Annotated in this window: 20 protein-coding genes; 13 read left to right on the top strand and 7 right to left on the bottom strand. The window is 50.8% G+C overall.

The features are described 5' to 3' along the window. Positions 1 to 3 precede the first annotated feature (3 nt). The 4 genes from ACO7SM_RS13025 to htpX all read left to right on the top strand — a co-directional run bounded on the left by ACO7SM_RS13025 (position 4) and on the right by htpX (position 4430). Positions 4 to 501, top strand: coding sequence for a GAF domain-containing protein (locus ACO7SM_RS13025; RefSeq protein WP_490470946.1), 498 nt, complete (start codon positions 4 to 6; stop codon positions 499 to 501). A gap of 97 nt (positions 502 to 598) precedes the next feature. Further along, positions 599 to 1285, top strand: coding sequence for an RNA chaperone ProQ (proQ, locus tag ACO7SM_RS13020; protein ID WP_490467891.1), 687 nt, complete (start codon positions 599 to 601; stop codon positions 1283 to 1285). A 19-nt stretch (positions 1286 to 1304) separates the two neighbouring features. Beyond that, the gene (gene prc, locus ACO7SM_RS13015) at positions 1305 to 3353 is read left to right on the top strand and encodes a carboxy terminal-processing peptidase (protein WP_490467890.1); all 2049 of its coding nucleotides are present in this window, start codon (positions 1305 to 1307) and stop codon (positions 3351 to 3353) included. Positions 3354 to 3545: 192 nt separating this feature from the next. Continuing rightward, positions 3546 to 4430, top strand: coding sequence for a protease HtpX (gene htpX / locus ACO7SM_RS13010; protein ID WP_192611924.1), 885 nt, complete (start codon positions 3546 to 3548; stop codon positions 4428 to 4430). Between the two features lie 80 nt (positions 4431 to 4510). Here htpX and ACO7SM_RS13005 read toward each other — a convergent pair whose 3' ends face one another. Further along, complete coding sequence (locus tag ACO7SM_RS13005) at positions 4511 to 5884, bottom strand: MFS transporter (RefSeq protein WP_490467889.1); 1374 nt, start codon at positions 5882 to 5884, stop codon at positions 4511 to 4513. Between the two features lie 176 nt (positions 5885 to 6060). Here ACO7SM_RS13005 and kdgR point away from each other — a divergent pair, with 176 nt between their 5' ends. Next, the gene (gene kdgR, locus ACO7SM_RS13000) at positions 6061 to 6852 is read left to right on the top strand and encodes a DNA-binding transcriptional regulator KdgR (RefSeq protein ID WP_490467888.1); all 792 of its coding nucleotides are present in this window, start codon (positions 6061 to 6063) and stop codon (positions 6850 to 6852) included. A 194-nt stretch (positions 6853 to 7046) separates the two neighbouring features. On the opposite strand, the gene ACO7SM_RS12995 is transcribed toward kdgR, so the two are convergent. Continuing rightward, positions 7047 to 7286, bottom strand: coding sequence for a YobH family protein (locus ACO7SM_RS12995; RefSeq protein WP_203358115.1), 240 nt, complete (start codon positions 7284 to 7286; stop codon positions 7047 to 7049). Positions 7287 to 7444: 158 nt separating this feature from the next. Between ACO7SM_RS12995 and mgrB the strand changes: the two genes are divergently transcribed. From mgrB to rlmA, 6 genes are all read left to right on the top strand, one after another. After that, positions 7445 to 7588, top strand: coding sequence for a PhoP/PhoQ regulatory lipoprotein MgrB (gene mgrB, locus ACO7SM_RS12990; RefSeq protein WP_162379727.1), 144 nt, complete (start codon positions 7445 to 7447; stop codon positions 7586 to 7588). Between the two features lie 381 nt (positions 7589 to 7969). Beyond that, positions 7970 to 8257 carry a YebO family protein gene (locus ACO7SM_RS12985; RefSeq protein ID WP_490467887.1) on the top strand — a complete coding sequence of 96 codons (288 nt, stop codon included), beginning with the start codon at positions 7970 to 7972 and terminating at the stop codon, positions 8255 to 8257. A 700-nt stretch (positions 8258 to 8957) separates the two neighbouring features. Beyond that, a complete protein-coding gene (locus ACO7SM_RS12980; protein ID WP_192611929.1) occupies positions 8958 to 9101 on the top strand; it encodes a DUF2627 domain-containing protein in 144 nt (47 codons plus the stop codon). A 12-nt stretch (positions 9102 to 9113) separates the two neighbouring features. Further along, positions 9114 to 9323, top strand: a complete 210-nt coding sequence (gene cspE / locus ACO7SM_RS12975) for a transcription antiterminator/RNA stability regulator CspE (RefSeq protein ID WP_001062678.1) — start codon at positions 9114 to 9116, stop codon at positions 9321 to 9323. 219 nt (positions 9324 to 9542) lie between these two features. After that, positions 9543 to 11333, top strand: coding sequence for a peptidoglycan glycosyltransferase FtsI (gene ftsI / locus ACO7SM_RS12970; protein WP_490467886.1), 1791 nt, complete (start codon positions 9543 to 9545; stop codon positions 11331 to 11333). 96 nt (positions 11334 to 11429) lie between these two features. Further along, positions 11430 to 12239, top strand: coding sequence for a 23S rRNA (guanine(745)-N(1))-methyltransferase (gene rlmA, locus ACO7SM_RS12965; RefSeq protein WP_490467885.1), 810 nt, complete (start codon positions 11430 to 11432; stop codon positions 12237 to 12239). Here rlmA and mntP read toward each other — a convergent pair. From mntP to manX, 5 genes are all read right to left on the bottom strand, one after another. Next, on the bottom strand, positions 12236 to 12802 hold the full coding sequence (gene mntP, locus ACO7SM_RS12960; RefSeq protein ID WP_490470945.1) for a manganese efflux pump MntP: 567 nt from the start codon (positions 12800 to 12802) through the stop codon (positions 12236 to 12238). The genes rlmA and mntP overlap by 4 nt on opposite strands. 426 nt (positions 12803 to 13228) lie before the next feature. Then, positions 13229 to 13687 carry a DUF986 family protein gene (locus ACO7SM_RS12955; RefSeq protein WP_490467884.1) on the bottom strand — a complete coding sequence of 153 codons (459 nt, stop codon included), beginning with the start codon at positions 13685 to 13687 and terminating at the stop codon, positions 13229 to 13231. 52 nt (positions 13688 to 13739) lie between these two features. Further along, the gene (locus ACO7SM_RS12950) at positions 13740 to 14591 is read right to left on the bottom strand and encodes a PTS mannose transporter subunit IID (protein WP_203358109.1); all 852 of its coding nucleotides are present in this window, start codon (positions 14589 to 14591) and stop codon (positions 13740 to 13742) included. Between the two features lie 12 nt (positions 14592 to 14603). Further along, on the bottom strand, positions 14604 to 15404 hold the full coding sequence (gene manY, locus ACO7SM_RS12945; protein ID WP_162379735.1) for a PTS mannose transporter subunit IIC: 801 nt from the start codon (positions 15402 to 15404) through the stop codon (positions 14604 to 14606). Between the two features lie 57 nt (positions 15405 to 15461). Continuing rightward, complete coding sequence (gene manX, locus ACO7SM_RS12940; protein WP_490467883.1) at positions 15462 to 16430, bottom strand: PTS mannose transporter subunit IIAB; 969 nt, start codon at positions 16428 to 16430, stop codon at positions 15462 to 15464. A 148-nt stretch (positions 16431 to 16578) separates the two neighbouring features. Between manX and ACO7SM_RS12935 the strand changes: the two genes are divergently transcribed. Beyond that, positions 16579 to 16902: a protein YoaL gene (locus tag ACO7SM_RS12935; RefSeq protein ID WP_490470944.1), complete on the top strand. Its 324-nt coding sequence runs from the start codon at positions 16579 to 16581 to the stop codon at positions 16900 to 16902. Continuing rightward, positions 16890 to 18449 (top strand): CNNM family cation transport protein YoaE, encoded by a 1560-nt coding sequence (yoaE, locus tag ACO7SM_RS12930; protein ID WP_203358107.1) that lies wholly within the window; start codon positions 16890 to 16892, stop codon positions 18447 to 18449. The genes ACO7SM_RS12935 and yoaE overlap by 13 nt, the downstream gene beginning before the upstream one ends. The last annotated feature ends 5 nt before the right edge of the window (positions 18450 to 18454 follow it).

Below are 18454 nucleotides of genomic sequence, written 5' to 3'. Positions count from 1 at the left end.
AAAATGAACAAAACAGAGTTATACACGGATCTTAATCGCGACTTTCAGGCATTAATGGCAGGTGAAACAAGTTTTCTGGCAACGCTCGCAAACACAAGCGCATTGTTGTATGAACGACTTTCAGACGTGAATTGGGCGGGGTTTTATCTGCTTGAAAACGACACGCTTGTATTAGGGCCGTTCCAGGGGAAAATCGCCTGCGTGCGTATTCCTGTTGGGCGCGGCGTCTGTGGCACGGCAGTCGCGCAGAACCGCGTTCAGCGTATCGAAGATGTTCATGCCTTTGACGGGCATATCGCGTGCGATGCTGCCAGCAACGCCGAAATCGTACTTCCGCTGACGGTAGGGAATCGGACTTTAGGGGTGCTGGACATTGATAGCACGGCATTTGGTCGCTTCACTGAAGAAGACGAACAGGGTCTGCGTCAGCTTGTCGCTCAGCTTGAAGCTGTGCTTGCAATGACGGATTACAAAAAATTCTTTGCGGCCGACGCAGGATAATCAACGGATAACGTAGCAATTACTGATGACGTCATTATAATGACGCCTGTTCATGCCTGCGGCTAGTTGGCTACGTCCGTTGTAATCAGGAAATTTCATGGAAAATCAACCTAAGTTGAATAGTAGTAAAGAAGTTATCGCATTTTTGGCCGAACGTTTTCCTCACTGTTTTAGTGCGGAAGGCGAAGCGCGCCCGCTGAAAATTGGCATTTTTCAGGATCTGGTAGAGCGCGTTGAGGGCGAAATGAACCTTAGCAAGACGCAACTTCGCTCCGCTTTACGTCTTTACACTTCAAGCTGGCGTTACCTCTACGGTGTGAAACCGGGTGCAACGCGTGTCGATCTCGACGGCAACCCTTGCGGTGAGCTGGATGAGCAGCACGTTGAGCATGCACGTAAGCAGCTTGAAGAGGCAAAAGCTCGCGTTCAGACGCAGCGCGCAGAACAGCAAGCGAAAAAACGCGAAGCTGCCGCTGCTGCAGGCGAAAAAGAAGGCGCCCCGCGTCGCGAACGTAAGCCGCGTCCTGCACCACGCCGCAAAGAAGGCGCTGAACCTAAAGTTCGCGCTGAGAAACCGGCAGCGAAAGCACCTCGTGCACCTCGCGAAGAGCAGCACACCCCGGTTTCTGACATTTCAGTCCTGACGGTAGGGCAGTCTCTGAAGGTGAAAGCAGGTAATAATGCGATGGATGCCACCGTATTAGAAATCACCAAAGATGGCGTCCGTGTACAGCTGAATTCGGGTATGTCTTTGATTGTACGCGCAGAACACCTGGTGTTCTGAAACGGAGGCCAGGCCGGGCATGAACACTTTTTTTAGGCTTACCGCGTTAGCTGGCCTGCTTGCAATAGCAGGCCAGTCATTTGCTGTGGACGACATTACGCGTGCCGATCAAATTCCTGTACTGAAGGAAGAAACACAGCATGCGACAGTGAGTGAACGTGTGACGTCTCGTTTCACACGTTCCCACTATCGTCAGTTCGATCTGGATCAGTCGTTTTCGGCGAAAATATTCGATCGTTATCTGAATTTACTCGACTTCAGCCACAATGTGCTGTTGGCGAGCGATGTCGAGCAGTTTGCTAAAAAGAAAACCGTGCTGGGCGATGAGCTGCGCTCGGGCAAGCTGGATGTCTTCTACGATCTCTATAATCTGGCGCAAAAACGTCGATTTGAGCGTTATCAGTATGCGTTAAGCGTACTGGAACGTCCGATGGATTTCACCGGTACCGATACGTTTAACCTTGATCGCAGCAAAGCTCCCTGGCCGAAGAATGAAGCTGAACTGAATGCGCTGTGGGATGGCAAAGTAAAATTTGACGAGCTGAGCCTGAAGTTAACGGGCAAGACCGACAAAGAAATTCGTGAGACGCTGACGCGTCGCTACAAATTTGCCATTCGCCGTCTGGCGCAGACCAACAGCGAAGACGTGTTCTCGCTGGCAATGACCGCTTTCGCGCGCGAAATCGATCCACACACCAATTACCTTTCCCCGCGTAACACCGAACAGTTTAATACCGAAATGAGCCTGTCTCTGGAAGGTATTGGCGCTGTGCTGCAAATGGATGATGATTACACGGTCATCAACTCCATGGTGGCCGGTGGGCCGGCAGCGAAAAGCAAAGCTATCAGCGTTGGCGATCGCATTGTGGGCGTCGGCCAGAACGGTAAAGGCATGGTGGATGTGATTGGCTGGCGTCTGGATGATGTCGTTGCGCTGATCAAAGGGCCGAAGGGCAGTAAAGTTCGCCTTGAAATCCTGCCTGCTGGCAAAGGCACGAAGACCCGAATTGTGACGCTGACGCGTGAACGTATTCGCCTTGAAGACCGTGCCGTCAAGATGTCGGTGAAAACCGTCGGCAAAGAAAAAGTGGGCGTGCTGGATATTCCAGGTTTCTATGTTGGCCTGACGGATGATGTCAAAGTTCAACTGCAGAAACTGGAAAAACAGAACGTGAGCAGTATCGTTATCGATCTGCGTACCAACGGCGGCGGCGCGCTGACAGAAGCGGTTTCGCTCTCTGGCTTGTTTATCCCTTCTGGCCCGGTTGTGCAGGTGCGTGACAACAATGGTAAGGTTCGCGAAGACAGCGACACCGACGGTGTTGTCTACTACAAAGGCCCGCTGGTGGTGTTAGTCGACCGCTTTAGCGCATCCGCATCTGAAATTTTTGCCGCGGCAATGCAGGATTATGGGCGTGCGCTGATTGTGGGTGAACCCACCTTCGGGAAAGGCACCGTGCAGCAGTACCGTTCACTGAATCGCATTTACGACCAGATGCTGCGTCCGGAATGGCCTGCGTTGGGTTCGGTGCAATACACAATCCAGAAGTTCTATCGTGTCAATGGCGGTAGTACTCAGCGTAAAGGTGTTACACCGGATATCCTCATGCCGACAGGTAATGAAGAGACTGAAACCGGCGAGAAGTTCGAAGATAACGCGTTGCCGTGGGACAGTGTTGATGCGGCAACCTATGTGAAGTCAGAGGATTTAACGCCATTCGGCCCGGAATTGCTCAAGGAACACACTGCGCGTATCGCCAGCGATCCTGAATTCCAGTACATCATGAAGGATATTGCCCGTTACAACGCCATGAAAGATAAACGCAACATCGCGTCTCTCAATTTTGCGCAACGTGAAAAAGAGAATAACGAAGATGATGCAATGCGCCTGGCGCGTGTCAACGACCGCTTTAAACGCGAAGGCAAACCACCGCTGAAGAACCTGGACGATCTGCCGAAGGATTACCAGGAGCCCGATCCGTATCTTGATGAGACGGTGAAGATAGCGCTGGACCTGGCCCATCTTGAGAAAGAGAAGCCTGCGGAGCAACCCGCAGTCACGCAATAACCTGAACAGGCACAAGAAATTGTGCCTGTTTTTTTTAACATATGTGGGTGGCCGTCAGACTATAGCTATCAAATGTAAAGTTGTGTCTTTCTGGTGACTTACCGCCCATTGATGCTTGAAAATAGCGATAAGACCCATACGATGTGGGTAATCGCATAGTGCGTTTTGTTAAGTTGAGGTTAAAAGAAGATTATGATGCGAATCGCGCTCTTCCTGCTGACGAACCTGGCCGTGATGGTCGTTTTCGGGCTGGTGCTGAGCCTGACGGGGATACAGTCGAGCAGCGTGCAAGGTCTGCTGATCATGGCGCTGCTGTTTGGTTTTGGTGGTTCCTTCATTTCGCTGCTGATGTCCAAATGGATGGCGCTGAAATCCGTTGGTGGAGAGGTCATCGAGCAACCACGTAATGAAAGAGAACGCTGGCTGATGAATACGGTCGCGACGCAGGCCCGCCAGGCGGGGATTGCTATGCCGCAGGTGGCTATCTACCATGCGCCAGACATCAATGCGTTTGCTACCGGTGCTCGCCGTGATGCGTCTTTGGTCGCCGTAAGCTCGGGTTTGCTGCAAAACATGAGCCCGGACGAAGCTGAAGCCGTTATTGCGCATGAGATAAGCCATATTGCGAATGGTGATATGGTGACGATGACCCTGATTCAGGGGATTGTGAACACGTTTGTTATCTTTATCTCACGTATTATTGCGCAGATTGCCGCAGGCTTTTTGGGCGGTAACCGTGAAGAAGAAGGTGAGGGCGGTAATGGTAATCCGTTGATCTACTTCGCTGTTGCGACAGTGCTGGAGCTGGTCTTTGGTATTCTGGCGAGCATTATCACCATGTGGTTCTCTCGTCACCGTGAATTCCATGCCGATGCCGGTTCGGCGAAACTGGTCGGTCGCGAAAAAATGATTGCCGCGTTGCAGCGTCTGAAAACCAGCTATGAGCCGCAGGAAGCCAGCAGCATGATGGCATTCTGTATCAACGGTAAGTCTAAATCGCTGAGCGAATTGTTCATGACGCACCCACCGCTGGATAAGCGTATTGAAGCGCTGCGCAGCGGCGAATATCTGAAGTAACCGACATCAGTATGCCGGGGAGCTAAACACGCTCTGCGTAAAATCTGACTGTTAAAAAGCGCGTCTGATGACGCGCTTTTTTATGCGCCAGCCCGGGGTTGTGTGATCCGTAAACCACTCACAATGGCCGCCAGCGTAGCCATAATACCGGCAACTATCAGCGCGATGTGGGTTTCGCCATCGCCGAACAGGTTCAGCATAAGCGCCACCAGTGCGGCCCCCGAACTTTGCCCCAGTAAACGTGCCGTTCCCAGCATCCCACTCGCACCGCCGCTACGTTCGCGGGGGGCTGAGGTAATGATCGTATGGTTATTGGGCGACTGGAATAAACCGAAACCGGCACCGCACAGGATCATCGGCCAGATAATACTGATGTCAGAGGGGGAGGTCGGCAACAATACCAGGGAAAATAGGCCTGCCGCCATCACCGCCAACCCCAATGCACCCAGCAGACCCGCGTGTACCTTTTCGATCAAGTAACCGGCAAGCGGCGCCATCACCATGGTGGCTAGCGGCCAGGGCGTTAACAACAGGCCGGTTTCCACTTCGCTTCGGCCTAAAACGGTTTGCAGGTAAAAAGGCAGGGACACCAGGGCGAGCATTTGCGCGCAGAATGAACAAATCGAGGTGCCAATAGAGAGGGAAAAGAGTGGGATTCGCAGCAAGTCTACCGGCAGTAAAGGAACCGGAAGCGAGAGCTGGCGGCGGATAAAGAAAAAACCGACAACAAGCATGATGGCTGCCTCGGCACCGATTAACAGGAGTGACTGCCCCTGGGCGAATCCACTCAGTGCTGTGATCAGCAGTCCAAACGTTAAGGCGTTCATCACGGCGCTCGGCAGGTCAAAGCGCGGTTTCTTACTGCGTGAGGCGTTGGGCGGCAAAAAGCGCATTGCCAGTAGCAATGCCAGAATGCCTAACGGAACGTTAATCAGAAATAACCACTGCCACGACGCGACTGAGAGGATGGCGGCAGCCAGCGTGGGGCCTGCCGCTGATGATACCGCGACGATGAATGAGTTAATGCCCATTCCCCGTCCAAGTTGGCGCTGGGGAAATATAAGGCGAATGAGCGCGGTGTTGACACTCATCAGCGCCGCCCCGCCAAATCCCTGGGCGACGCGCGCCATCGTCAGCATTTGCAATGAGTCAGACAAGGCACAAAACAGCGATGCCAGCAGGAAAATAACTAACCCGCATTTGTATATTCGTCGATAACCAAACATATCCCCCAAAAATGATAGAGAGAGCAGGGACACCACAATGGCAATTTGGTAGGCGTTAACCACCCAGATAGAACTGGCGGGTGAAGCCTGAAGGTCGGTGGCTATCGTTGGGAGCGCGACGTTCGCAATTGCACCGTCGAGGACTGCCATCGAAATACCAATAACGATGGTGAGAATGGCACCGTACCGTTGAGGAACGGGCAATCCATCTGTCTGGCATTTTTCCATATGAATTCAGAGTCTTTTGGGGATTATGATCAGAGTAATTATTTTAGCATTGATATTCAGGGCTTATGTCGCAGAATTGTCACTAAGTGAGCAAAGATGGATTGCGGGCAATGTAACGGGAAATTATAATAAAAAATTGTTCTGATTTTTATAAAACACTCGCAATGAGGTGATAAATGGCTATCGCAGATCTGGATAAACAACCTGATTCTGTATCTTCCGTGCTGAAGGTGTTTGGCATTTTACAGGCGCTGGGGGAAGAGCGCGAAATTGGTATTACCGAGTTGTCGCAACGTGTCATGATGTCGAAAAGCACCGTTTATCGCTTTTTGCAGACCATGAAGACGCTGGGATATGTGGCTCAGGAAGGCGAATCAGAAAAATATTCACTGACCCTGAAACTGTTCGAATTAGGCGCACGTGCGTTACAGAATGTTGATCTGATCCGTAGCGCTGATATTCAAATGCGTGAGCTTTCGCGTCTGACGAAAGAGACAGTACACCTCGGTGCGCTGGACGAAGACAGTATCGTTTACATTCACAAAATTGATTCTATGTACAATCTGCGTATGTACTCGCGGGTTGGACGTCGTAACCCGCTGTACAGTACCGCGATTGGTAAAGTGCTGTTGGCCTGGCGCGATCGTGATGAAGTCAAACAGATTATGGAAGGGGTTGAGTATAAACGCAGCACTGACCGTACTATAACTTCTACTGATGAATTGCTGACATTGCTGGATAAAGTCCGCGAACAGGGTTATGGCGAAGATAACGAAGAGCAGGAAGAAGGTTTACGCTGTATTGGCGTACCGGTATTCGATCGCTTCGGGGTTGTCATTGCGGGTCTGAGTATCTCCTTCCCGACGCTGCGCTTCTCAGAAGAGCGTTTGCACGAGTATGTTGCCATGCTGCACACGGCGGCACGCAAGATCTCCGAACAAATGGGCTATAACGACTACCCGTTCTAAGTCGCGATCGCTTCCTGATATTAAAAGCCAGACAGCACAGACAGGTGGCTGGCTTTTAATATATGACGTAACCGTTTACCGCTGGGATCTTTTCACGAGTAGAGAAGTACATATTAGTGAAGCTTAATTGGATGAACAAAAAATAAATAAGGCATAACAGGGTTATGCCCTGGTGAAATATTCGACAAACAGATTTAGTTATTATCAACCACAACCGTACTTTTTCGTAATACAGGGCAATCTGTCAGACCGATAATACCGCTATTAGTGTGAATATACTGTGCCGTGCTGGTGCCCCGGGCGGTCAGATAGTGGCATTGCAAGCCCAGACCCGCCGCATTCTCCTGACTCCCAATCAAAATCCCATAACCGCTGAGGAGTAAACCTATCCATACCAGAGCAAGCAAGACAATCGCGCGAATGATCAAACGCATTACAACCTCTTTTTCTTTTTTCGTTATAATAAGAGTAGCCTCTACATCTGCTGATACAAGTGAATCATTCCTAAAAATACATAATGCCGCTACAGTTAGCCCCGGTTTAGGTAACGCATGGTAATTTAGAGTCATAAGATGTGGATTCGGAGAACGGAGTGAAAAAGTTTCGGTGGGTATTCCTGATAATTGGCGTGCTGGTTTGCCTGCTGCTTTGGGCGCAGGTGTTCAACATCATGTGCGATCAGGATGTACAATTTTTCAGCGGTATTTGTGCCATCAATAAATTTATTCCCTGGTGACCGCATTTTTACAATAGGTGATTACCTTCTCGTGAGCTGTAACCCTATACCTGTTGAGATTGAAAAATAAACTGATCAGGTATCATCAGGTCTGTGGTGGTGAAAAATGAGGCCGTGCCGATAATTGAGCCCCGGTGGGAGTAGACAGACCTGGCGGCACCAGGGATGGCGGCCACCTTCAGCGTATCATTCAATACAACTGATGAATAAACGGTCTTAGTGCAGGAATTTTGCCGTCTTCTACTCACTCAGGCACAACGCCATTTAAATTTTTGAAAGAGCAGTCGTACAAATCTGTACTCATATAAATGCCCACCCCCATATAGGTTACAGTTGTTGTGTAGCAGTGCTAAAATGCCCCGTCTACATTGAGGTGGTAAAATGAACGAAGTTCTGAACTCTGGCGCGCTGACTTTCGCGTCTTTAATGGTATCGGTGGTGGTTCTGGTTGTTGGACTTGTTTTATGGTTTTTCGTCAACCGCGCAAGCTCGCGCACCAATGAGCAGATCGAATTGCTCGAATCCTTGTTAGACCAGCAAAAACGTCAAAATGCGTTGTTGCGCCGTCTGTGTGAAGCAAATGAACCAGAAAAAGCGGCTGAGGCGACCCCTGCAGCAAATGCGCAGAAAGAGGACGATGACTTCATCCGTCTGGTAGCGGAAAGGTAACCAGAGTGACAGGATGCGAGTTTGTCAGTACAACCTGTGGACACGCCATCCTGTCATCCTTCGCGAGGACGCACCGTTCTGGTGCAAGTGCGCATTTTGAGTATCGTCTGCTCTAGAGCCCGCCAGCGTAATATTTTATCGAACAATGAATATCTTATCCCTCCCTGGATTAATTAATGTTCTTCTCTACGACTAATATATGATTATGCTTTTTTTGTGATGGCGATCGTTTTTATTATTAACGAAACGTTTCTCTCACTTTTTTTGTGCATTGTCATCGTACCTTCATTATTTTGGTGCATAACGTCGTCGGAGAATGTTGGCGCATTAATCCATTCAAAAATCAGTCATTCCTATCTGTTTTTTTTCAATTAATGTGTTTTTGTTATGTGACAATTTATGCATTACAAAGCATAAAAAGTGATATCTGTCACTTGTGGCGATAAGTTAATCAACTTGCCTGGAACAACCGAAGTTATTGAGCTATGGTAGAAAAGCATCTGTTCTGACTGCGGTCTGTCAGCGCAGACGCAGAGAGGCGAAAATATATCTTCAGCGGATTTAGCGCATAACTGTGCAGTCGCGCTTTGCCGTCTTTCGGGATTTGTGCGACTGATCGAGACACGTTTAAAAATGGCTTGCCATATTTTACGTTGTATGTGATAACACGGCTTGGGTTAAACGAGGTACAGTTCTGTTTATGTGTGGCATTTTCAGTAAAGAAGTCCTGAGTAAAAACGTTGTCGTTGAATACCGCTTCTCTGCCGAACCTTATATTAGTGCCTCAAGCAGTAATGTCTCAGTTTTATCTATGTTATGCCTGCGGGCGAAGAAAACAATCTAAGGAATTTTGCAAATGGCAAAGATTAAAGGTCAAGTTAAGTGGTTCAACGAGTCTAAAGGTTTTGGTTTCATTACTCCGGCTGATGGCAGCAAAGACGTGTTTGTACACTTCTCCGCTATCCAGGGTAATGGCTTCAAAACTCTGGCTGAAGGCCAGAACGTTGAGTTCGAAATTCAGGACGGCCAGAAAGGTCCGGCTGCTGTTAACGTAACAGCTATCTGATCGACACCACTGATTTGAAGCGTTCAGGCGCATCAACCTCAGATATAAAGCCTCGCAAATGCGGGGCTTTTTAATTCAACTTGCGTCAAAACATTTCTGAATGCCCTCCTGTTTGCGCTTTGTTGCAAAACCGCGAAGTTCGTAGCATTGTTTTTCCCGTTTCCCCTCACTATTTTTCGTTAAATCAATCACCTGAAAAGTAAGTTTGCTGGAGAGCAGGTGAAAAAGAAAAGTGACGGCGCTGTGGCTAATTTTACCCCCGTGCGTTTCGCGCTGCTTTGCGCGGCAATAGTGGTCAGTATGGGGTTATTACTCGGGCGCCTTGCGTGGTTGCAAATTGTCACGCCGACCAACCTGGTCAGACAAGAGGATATGCGCTCGCTACGTGAAGTCACGACGGCATCTGTGCGCGGGATGATTACGGACAGGGAAGGGCGTCCGCTGGCCGTCAGCGTGCCGGTGAATGCTGTCTGGGCCGATCCTAAAACCATCATCAGCAAGGGCGGTGTGGGATATAACGAACGCTGGCAAGCATTGGCAAGTACGCTGCATCTGTCGTTAAGTACGCTGGCAAAGCGCGTTAACAGTAATCCGGCAGGGCGATTTATCTATCTGGCGCGCCAGGTGTCCCCGCAACAAGCACAATGGATAGACAAACTTAACCTTGCGGGGATCAATCTGCGCGAAGAATCACGTCGATTTTATCCTGCCGGACATGTTGCGGCTAACCTGATTGGTTTTACCAATATAGACGGACAGGGGATTGAAGGGGTTGAGAAAAGTTTTAATTCGCAATTAACGGGAAAACCGGGCTCGCGTCTTGTCCGTAAAGACAAGTTTGGCCACGTGATTGAGAACATCACGGAAGTCACGTCTATTCCGGCGCACGAGTTGCAACTCAGTATTGATGAGCGTTTGCAGACCGTGACGGAAGATGCTTTAGACAATGCCGTCACCTGGAACAAAGCGGAGTCGGGCGCCGCGGTGCTGGTCAGCGTCGCCACCGGCGAAATTCTCGCGATGGCAAGCTTCCCGGATTTTAACCCGAACAATCGCGAAGGGGCGGTGCTGGACGATTTTCGAAATCGAGCCATTAGCGATACCTTCGAACCCGGCTCGACCGTCAAACCGTTAGTGATCATGACGGCGCTAAAGCAGGGGATTGTGCAGCCAGACAGCGTGATCGACACGCATCCGTTTATTCTTGATGGTCATCGTATCCGTGACGTGGGCTTCTACCCTGAGCTCTCTTTAACCGGCATTTTGCAAAAATCGAGTGACACGGGGGTTTCGCATCTCTCACTCGCGATGCCGGTTCAGCAATTGCTCGATACCTATAAACGCTTCGGATTTGGTACGCCAACAGGTCTGGGATTAACCGGGGAGAGTCGCGGTTTGCTGCCTCAACGCCGTTACTGGAGCTCCCTCGACCGGGCAACCTTCGCTTTCGGTTATGGTCTGATGGTGACGCCGCTACAACTGGCGCATGTTTACGCGACGATCGGCAGCTTTGGTATTTATCGGCCGCTCTCCATCACCCGTATCGATCCCCCGGTGATGGGCACCCGGGTGATGTCGGAAAGCCTGGTTCACGAAGTGGAACATATGATGGAGAGCGTTGCGTTGCCTGGCGGCGGGGGAACCAAAGCGGCGGTGAGAGATTATCGTGTCGCGGTGAAAACCGGCACGGCGAAAAAAATTGGCGATGATGGAAAGTACATCGACAAATATGTGGCCTACACGGCGGGCGTCGCTCCGGCGAGCGCCCCGAAATTTGCGCTGGTGGTGGTTATCAACGATCCGCAGAATGGCGCTTATTATGGCGGGGCGGTTTCGGCTCCGGTCTTTAGCCAGATTATGGGCGACGTATTACGCCTCGAAAACGTTAAGCCTGATGGTATGCCCGCCGACTCAGACCATTTGCTGGTCATGCACGGCAACCGTGCGCCGTCGCCTGCACACGAAGAGCGCCGGGTTACATGGCCTGCGGGCCAGCATTCAGGGCGTTAGCGCGCGTTGTTTTGCAACGTGAATTACTGAGAGTATATTTTCCCGGGGCGCAATTCGCGTTACACTTGCGCCCCGAAGTTTTCAGCCGGAGTTGTCATGTCGTTTTCTTGTCCTCTTTGCCACCAGCCTCTTGCGCAAGTACAAAACAGTTTTATCTGTCCGCAACGACATCAGTTTGACGTGGCGAAAGAAGGATATGTCAACTTACTGCCGGTGCAGCATAAACGCTCGCGTGACCCCGGTGACAGTGCGGAAATGATGCAGGCGCGCCGGGCGTTTCTTGACGCCGGGCATTATCAGCCGCTGCGTGACGCTATCGTCACTATCCTCAATGAACGTTTACTTCCCCATGCGACGTCGGTTCTCGATATTGGCTGCGGCGAAGGGTATTACACCCATGCGTTTGCCGATGCGCAGCCAGGCATTACCGTGTTTGGGCTGGATGTGGCGAAAGTGGCGATTAAGTCTGCGGCAAAGCGTTATCCGCAGGTGACGTTCTGCGTTGCCTCGAGTCACCGTCTGCCATTTGCTGATGCGTCAATGGATGCCATCATCAGGATATACGCGCCGTGCAAAGCAGAAGAGTTAGCCAGAGTTGTCAAACCGGGTGGGTGGGTTATCACCGCAACGCCGGGGCCACGCCATTTAATGGAACTCAAGGGGCTGATTTATGATGAGATTCGACTGCATGCGCCGCACACGGAGCAGATCGACGGGTTTACGTTACAGCAAAGCGTGGCGTTGAACTATCCGATGAGCCTTAGCGGCAGTGAGGCTGTGGCGTTGTTACAGATGACGCCTTTCGCATGGCGGGCAAAACCCGAGGTGTGGGAAGGGCTGTCAGCCAGGAAAGTATTTGACTGCCAGACCGATTTCAGTCTTCACCTCTGGCAGCGCGACAGTTAGCCGTAAAAATGGGCCCAGAGGATCTGGGCGCCAATGCCAATCAGCACGATCCCGCCTAAAATTTCAGCGCGTTTGCCCAGCATTGGGCCAATGAATCGGCCGATCATCATTCCCAGCGTCGACATGCAAAGCGTCGCGCAGCCAATGGCCAGCGCCGTCGCAATGATATTTACCTGCAGGAAGGCTAAACCGACCCCCACAGCCATGGCATCCAGACTGGTGGCAATGGCTGTTGTTACTAACAGCCAAAAGCTGTGACGGCGCAGGGGCTCTGCGTCTTCGTCATCGCTATCACGAAAGCCTTCAATGATCATACGCCCGCCGAGGAAAATCAGCAGCAGGAAGGCTATCCAGTGGTTCCATTCGAGAACGAATTTACTCGCCAGCATCCCCATGCCCCAGCCAATCAGCGGGGTCAGCGTTTCGACAGCGCCAAAAATAAGGCCGGTGCGCAGTGCTTCGGAGAATTTGGGTTTATGCAGGGTGGCACCTTTACCAATCGACGCAGCGAAGGCGTCCATCGACATGCCAAAAGCGAGAAGAATTGTAGCGGTAACATGCATGATAGCGTCCTGACCGGGGTTTCCATAAAACACATCACCGCCCCCAGCAAACATGCCCCTGACGCGCATCTGTAAATACAGAATTCGCATTTTGGTGGCATAGCAGTTGATGTGCATATGGTCTCGCCTGACTGAGTGTGTTCAGTCCGTACGCGCCACGTTTTTCAACGAGTATGTTGACACGTACATTTCCGGAGTCTGGAAATCGGCTACTCCCCAAATGACGGCGCAACCTTAACATATTTTGAGAATATAAAACAACAATGAGGAATTAATATTTGACTTCTAACTGAAAACGATTTTCATTTAGATTTAAATATCAATGAAAGGTTAAGAGGAATAATAATTTTAGCTATTAAAATATAGCCTGAGCTATGTTTTTCGTTGGTTGATATACCGGGATATAGTTCAGGCTATATTATTAACTCATTGAGCAGAAACGAGAAGTTTATATATTCTTTCCAGATCGTCTATATTTCGTACGCGCACCAGTAATCGGCGTTGTTCTAATTGCATAACCAGCACGCCATCCTCGGATAAATTCATTTCTTTAACCCGGTTATATTCTATCCACGCATTGGCGAAGAAGAAGCCTTTTGGCTTAAAGATGATTTTGGGCGCCCGGATCCAGAACAGATACACCCCCATTAATACCAAACCACATAATAACCATGTGGTGGTTTGTGGCCCGTGGCTGGTGGCGTTGTTATAGATAAGAATGAGGACCAGGCCAATAAAGATGACACTGTCCACACGACTGCGACGCAACAGGGGAACAGAAAGCAGGGTAGAGCCGTGACGGCGGGGCATGATGAACTGATCGTAAAGGGCAAATGCCAGCAACACGGCAATAAAGAGAACCAGCACCAGGTCCGTGATTGTCATGAATCCTCCAAATAAAAAACCGGGGGCAGGCCCCCGGTAAAGTACCACGTTATTACAGACCCAACAGACCTACAGAGTAACCTGCGATACCGATGACGAAGAAGCCAACGATGATCCACAGGGCGTTTACTTTTTTACGCAGCAGCCACATACAGGCGAAGGTCAGCAGCAGCGGCACCAGACCCGGCATCAACTGGTCAAGGATGGTCTGCACGGTGGTCACGCGGGTTTGTCCATCCTGACCGGTGATGGTCGACACCACCAGCGGGATGTTGACGTGCGTCCACTTGTTAACCAGCGCCCCCATGACAAACAGGCCGAGAATTGACGCCCCCTCAGTCAGTTTCTGCAGGAAACCGCCGCCCATATCAGAAACGATATCGACACCTTTACGATAACCGTAGGCCACGCCGTAGTAACGGGTTGCCAGACGTACGGCGTTGAACAGGATGAAGAACAGCAGAGGGCCGAGCAGGCTACCGCTCATCGCAATACCGGCACCCAGCGCGGCAAACACCGGACGCACCGTTCCCCAGAAGATCGGGTCGCCGACGCCCGCTAACGGCCCCATCAGACCGACTTTGATACCGTTGATGGCACCATCGTCAATCTCCGCGCCGTTAGCGCGTTGTTCTTCCATTGCCAGCGTAACGCCCAGTACCGGAGCCGCCACGTAAGGATGGGTGTTAAAGAACTCCAGGTGACGTTTAATCGCTTGTTTGCGCTCGTCGTTGTTCTCAGGATACAAACGGCGGATGGCCGGTATCATCGAGAAGCAGAAGCCCAGCGCCTGCATACGTTCGAAGTTCCATGAACCCTGAAACAGGTTAGAACGAATGAACACGCCACGAATGTCACTCTGAGTGAGTTTTTTCTCGGTAGTTGTTTTAGTCATATCAACCATTTCGCTCACCTGCTAGTCCAGTTCATTATCGAGAGAGTTATCACCAGCAGCCTGAGCTGGCGCACCCGCTACGCGGTTATATTTCGGGCTCAACTGAATGTAGAGGATGGCCATAACTGCGCCAATCACACCCAGAGCGACCAGGTTGAAGTTAGTAAATGCGGCGGTCACAAAGCCGAGGTAGAAGAACGGCATCAGGTAGCCCGCACGCATCATGTTGATGACCATTGCGTAACCGACGACGACGATCATACCGCCCGCAATATTCAGACCACCGGTAACAACTTCCGGAATCGCATTAAGCATGCTCTGCACTTCACTGGTACCGACAGAGATAGCCACGATAACGGCCGGAATGGCGATACGCATTGCTTGCAGGAACAGGGAAGAGACGTGGATCCAGGACAGCGCCGTGAGGTTGCCGTTTTCGGCTGCCTTATCCGCTGCGTGCTGGAATGCCACGGTGATAGTACGCACGATGATGGTCAGAACCTGGCCTGCCGCTGCTAGCGGAATAGCCAGCGCGATACCCGCACCAATGCTTTGGTGACCGGCGATAACCAGAACGGTTGAAATAATGGACGCCAGTGCGGCATCGGGTGCAACGGCAGCACCGATGTTCATCCAGCCCAGAGCGATCATTTCCAGGGTACCACCGATGATAATACCGGTTTTCATATCCCCGAGAACGGCGCCGATCAGCGTACAGGCTATCAGCGGACGGTGGAACTGAAATTCATCAAGTACCGACTCCATACCCGCGATACATGCGACGATGAACACCAGCACAATCTGAAGAGTGGTAATCTCCATTGTACTTCTCCTATTGCTATACAGACTTAAGTGTGAAAGCTAATTAATGATGACGGGTTACTTCGCCACTTTGGCGATCAAGTCCATCATTTTCAGTTTCTGATCGGTGGACACTTTACGAACTTCAAGTTCGATACCGCGTTCGTTGAGTTTTTTGAAAGCGACGATATCTTTCTCATCGACGGAAACTGCATTGTTAACCTGCGTTTTGCCCTGGCGGAAGGCCATACCGCCAATGTTCACGGAGGTGATTTTCACGCCACCTTCGACGATACGCTCCACATCAGTAGGATTGGTGAACAACAGCATGACGCGATTGCCGGCGTATTTCGGGTTGTTGTAGACGCGAATCATCTTCTCGACATCGACAACGTGTGCCGTTACGCCCGGAGGTGCGACTTGTGTTAACAGGGTTTTACGAACGTTATCCGCAGCCACTTCATCGCTTACCACGATAATGCGGGTCACGTTAGTCTCTTTGGTCCAGCGCGTTGCCACCTGGCCGTGGATAAGACGGTCATCAATACGGGCCAGGCCGATGGTCATATAATCATCAGGCCCCATGGGTTTCGCCGATGCGACGGTTTTGGGTGCTGTTGCAACCGGAGCGGGCACTGCTTTTTCAACCGGTTTTGCTTTCAGCGCTTTCACACCTTCACGTCCGGTTTCAACTGCCACAGCAACTAATTCGTCAAAGCTCGGGTTGTCATCACGGGCCATAAACGTTTCCACCAACATGGGAATGTTAACGCCTGCGACAACTTCATAATGCTCTTTGTCAACGACAATGCGGCTGGCAGCGTTAAACGGACTGCCTCCCCATGTATCGACGAGAAATAGCACGCCTTTACTGGTATCGAGTTTTGCCAACTGAGCGTTGTACTTTTCGATAAGCGTCTCGGCATTTTCGCCTGGAACGAAATCGATCCAGCCGACATTTTCCTGCTCGCCTAACAGCATTTCGGCTGTTTTAAGCAACTGCTCTGCAGCCCAACCATGTGTGCCTATCACAATAGCAATGGTCACTTGCTACCTCCTTTATTATTGTTAACACATCGACGCAAAATGTAGTTTGAATCGCCGTCCGCAATCGAATCGATTCAGATAAGGGTTACAATAGAAAACTGCTGATTTTCGGGAATTATTTTAGTTATCGAAAAAAATATTTTATGTGATGGATGTCCGTAATTTGGGTTTCGGTTACGAGAAATTTCGTGGTGTAAAATATCTCGGTCACATCTCTTTGCAAAGGACCGTAAATCTTTGCCAAAAAGATATTGTCTCTGTTATGTTTATGATCTGTTTCATTTCTAAGGAGTATAGGGCAGTAGCCCGATGTATGGATCGTCACCGACGTCATTTCACCTTCAGGTCGCTTTGCGCCTGCCATTCTGGCAACGTTTGCCACAATCTGAATTTGCACATTGCTTTATCGCCTGAGATGTTCAGCGCGCCGTCTGGCTATTCCTTAAGCAGGAGCTTGTCATGGAATTCTTAATGGACCCCTCAATTTGGGTGGGGCTGCTCACGCTTGTTGTTCTCGAAATTGTTCTGGGTATTGATAACCTGGTCTTTATCGCGATTCTGGCTGACAAACTGCCACCAAAGCAGCGCGATAAAGCACGTCTCATCGGTTTGTCACTGGCGCTATTCATGCGTCTTGCGTTGCTGTCCATCATTTCGTGGATGGTGACCTTAACCAAACCGCTCTTTACCGTTTGGGATCTCACCTTCTCGGGGCGTGACCTGATCATGCTGCTTGGGGGGATATTCTTGCTGTTTAAAGCCACCACGGAACTCCATGAAAGGCTGGAAAATCGCGAGCATGATTCCGGGCACGGTAAAGGCTATGCCAGTTTTTGGGTGGTAGTTACGCAGATTGTGATTCTGGATGCGGTCTTCTCGCTGGATGCGGTCATTACCGCTGTCGGTATGGTTAACCACCTGCCAGTGATGATGGCGGCCGTGGTCATTGCGATGGCGGTGATGCTGCTGGCCTCTAAACCGCTGACACGTTTCGTGAACCAACATCCGACGGTGGTCGTGCTCTGTCTGAGCTTCCTGCTGATGATTGGTTTGAGTCTGGTGGCTGAAGGTTTCGGCTTCCACATTCCGAAAGGGTATCTGTACGCGGCGATTGGCTTCTCGATTATTATTGAGCTGTTTAACCAAATTGCCCGACGTAATTTTATTCGCCATCAGTCGACGTTACCGCTGCGTGCGCGTACCGCTGACGCGATTCTGCGCTTAATGGGCGGAAAACGGCAGGCGAATGTGCAGAGTGAATCGGATATTCCGGCGGTGGTTCCCGTTCTGGAAGGCGCCTTTGCCGATGAAGAGCGTTACATGATTAACGGCGTGTTGACGCTGGCGTCGCGCTCATTACGCGGCATTATGACGCCACGCGGTGAGATTAGCTGGGTTGATGCGAGTCTGAGCGTGGACGAAATCCGCGAGCAATTGCTCTCTTCTCCGCACAGTTTGTTCCCGGTGTGCCGTGGCGAGCTTGATGAAATTATCGGTATCGTCCGTGCGAAAGAACTGCTGGTGGCCCTGGAAGAGGGCGTCGATGTTGCGGCCATTGCCTCCGCATCGCCGGCCATTGTGGTTCCGGAAACGTTAGACCCGATCAACCTGTTGGGCGTATTGCGTCGTGCTCGCGGTAGCTTTGTTATCGTCACCAACGAATTTGGCGTTGTGCAGGGACTGGTGACGCCGCTGGACGTTCTGGAAGCGATTGCCGGTGAGTTCCCGGATGCGGATGAAACACCGGAAATCATTACCGACGCGGACGGTTGGCTGGTGAAAGGTGGCACCGATCTCCATGCGCTACAACAGGCGCTGGCGGTCGATAATCTGGTGGACGATGACGATGAAATCGCCACGGTCGCGGGACTGGTTATTGCGGTAAACGGCCATATTCCACGCGTGGGCGATGTGATTGAGGTCGCGCCATTGAGCATTACGATTGTCGAAGCCAATGACTATCGGGTTGATCTGGTTCGCATTGTTAAAGAGCAACCCGCGCATGACGAAGATGAATAAACAGG

Source organism: Citrobacter sp. LJND-P06, assembly GCF_058188415.1.
This window is presented reverse-complemented; position numbering and strand designations above follow the sequence as displayed.

Bases quoted from the DNA above. Each gene is read 5' to 3' on its own strand.
- ACO7SM_RS13025 (WP_490470946.1), top strand. From the start codon at position 4: ATGAACAAAACAGAGTTATACACGGATCTTAATCGCGACTTTCAGGCA.
- proQ (WP_490467891.1), top strand. From the start codon at position 599: ATGGAAAATCAACCTAAGTTGAATAGTAGTAAAGAAGTTATCGCATTT.
- prc (WP_490467890.1), top strand. From the start codon at position 1,305: ATGAACACTTTTTTTAGGCTTACCGCGTTAGCTGGCCTGCTTGCAATA.
- htpX (WP_192611924.1), top strand. From the start codon at position 3,546: ATGATGCGAATCGCGCTCTTCCTGCTGACGAACCTGGCCGTGATGGTC.
- ACO7SM_RS13005 (WP_490467889.1), bottom strand. From the start codon at position 5,884: ATGGAAAAATGCCAGACAGATGGATTGCCCGTTCCTCAACGGTACGGT.
- kdgR (WP_490467888.1), top strand. From the start codon at position 6,061: ATGGCTATCGCAGATCTGGATAAACAACCTGATTCTGTATCTTCCGTG.
- ACO7SM_RS12995 (WP_203358115.1), bottom strand. From the start codon at position 7,286: ATGCGTTTGATCATTCGCGCGATTGTCTTGCTTGCTCTGGTATGGATA.
- ACO7SM_RS12985 (WP_490467887.1), top strand. From the start codon at position 7,970: ATGAACGAAGTTCTGAACTCTGGCGCGCTGACTTTCGCGTCTTTAATG.
- ACO7SM_RS12980 (WP_192611929.1), top strand. From the start codon at position 8,958: ATGTGTGGCATTTTCAGTAAAGAAGTCCTGAGTAAAAACGTTGTCGTT.
- cspE (WP_001062678.1), top strand. From the start codon at position 9,114: ATGGCAAAGATTAAAGGTCAAGTTAAGTGGTTCAACGAGTCTAAAGGT.
- rlmA (WP_490467885.1), top strand. From the start codon at position 11,430: ATGTCGTTTTCTTGTCCTCTTTGCCACCAGCCTCTTGCGCAAGTACAA.
- mntP (WP_490470945.1), bottom strand. From the start codon at position 12,802: ATGCATGTTACCGCTACAATTCTTCTCGCTTTTGGCATGTCGATGGAC.
- ACO7SM_RS12955 (WP_490467884.1), bottom strand. From the start codon at position 13,687: ATGACAATCACGGACCTGGTGCTGGTTCTCTTTATTGCCGTGTTGCTG.
- ACO7SM_RS12950 (WP_203358109.1), bottom strand. From the start codon at position 14,591: ATGGTTGATATGACTAAAACAACTACCGAGAAAAAACTCACTCAGAGT.
- manY (WP_162379735.1), bottom strand. From the start codon at position 15,404: ATGGAGATTACCACTCTTCAGATTGTGCTGGTGTTCATCGTCGCATGT.
- ACO7SM_RS12935 (WP_490470944.1), top strand. From the start codon at position 16,579: ATGGATGTCCGTAATTTGGGTTTCGGTTACGAGAAATTTCGTGGTGTA.
- yoaE (WP_203358107.1), top strand. From the start codon at position 16,890: ATGGAATTCTTAATGGACCCCTCAATTTGGGTGGGGCTGCTCACGCTT.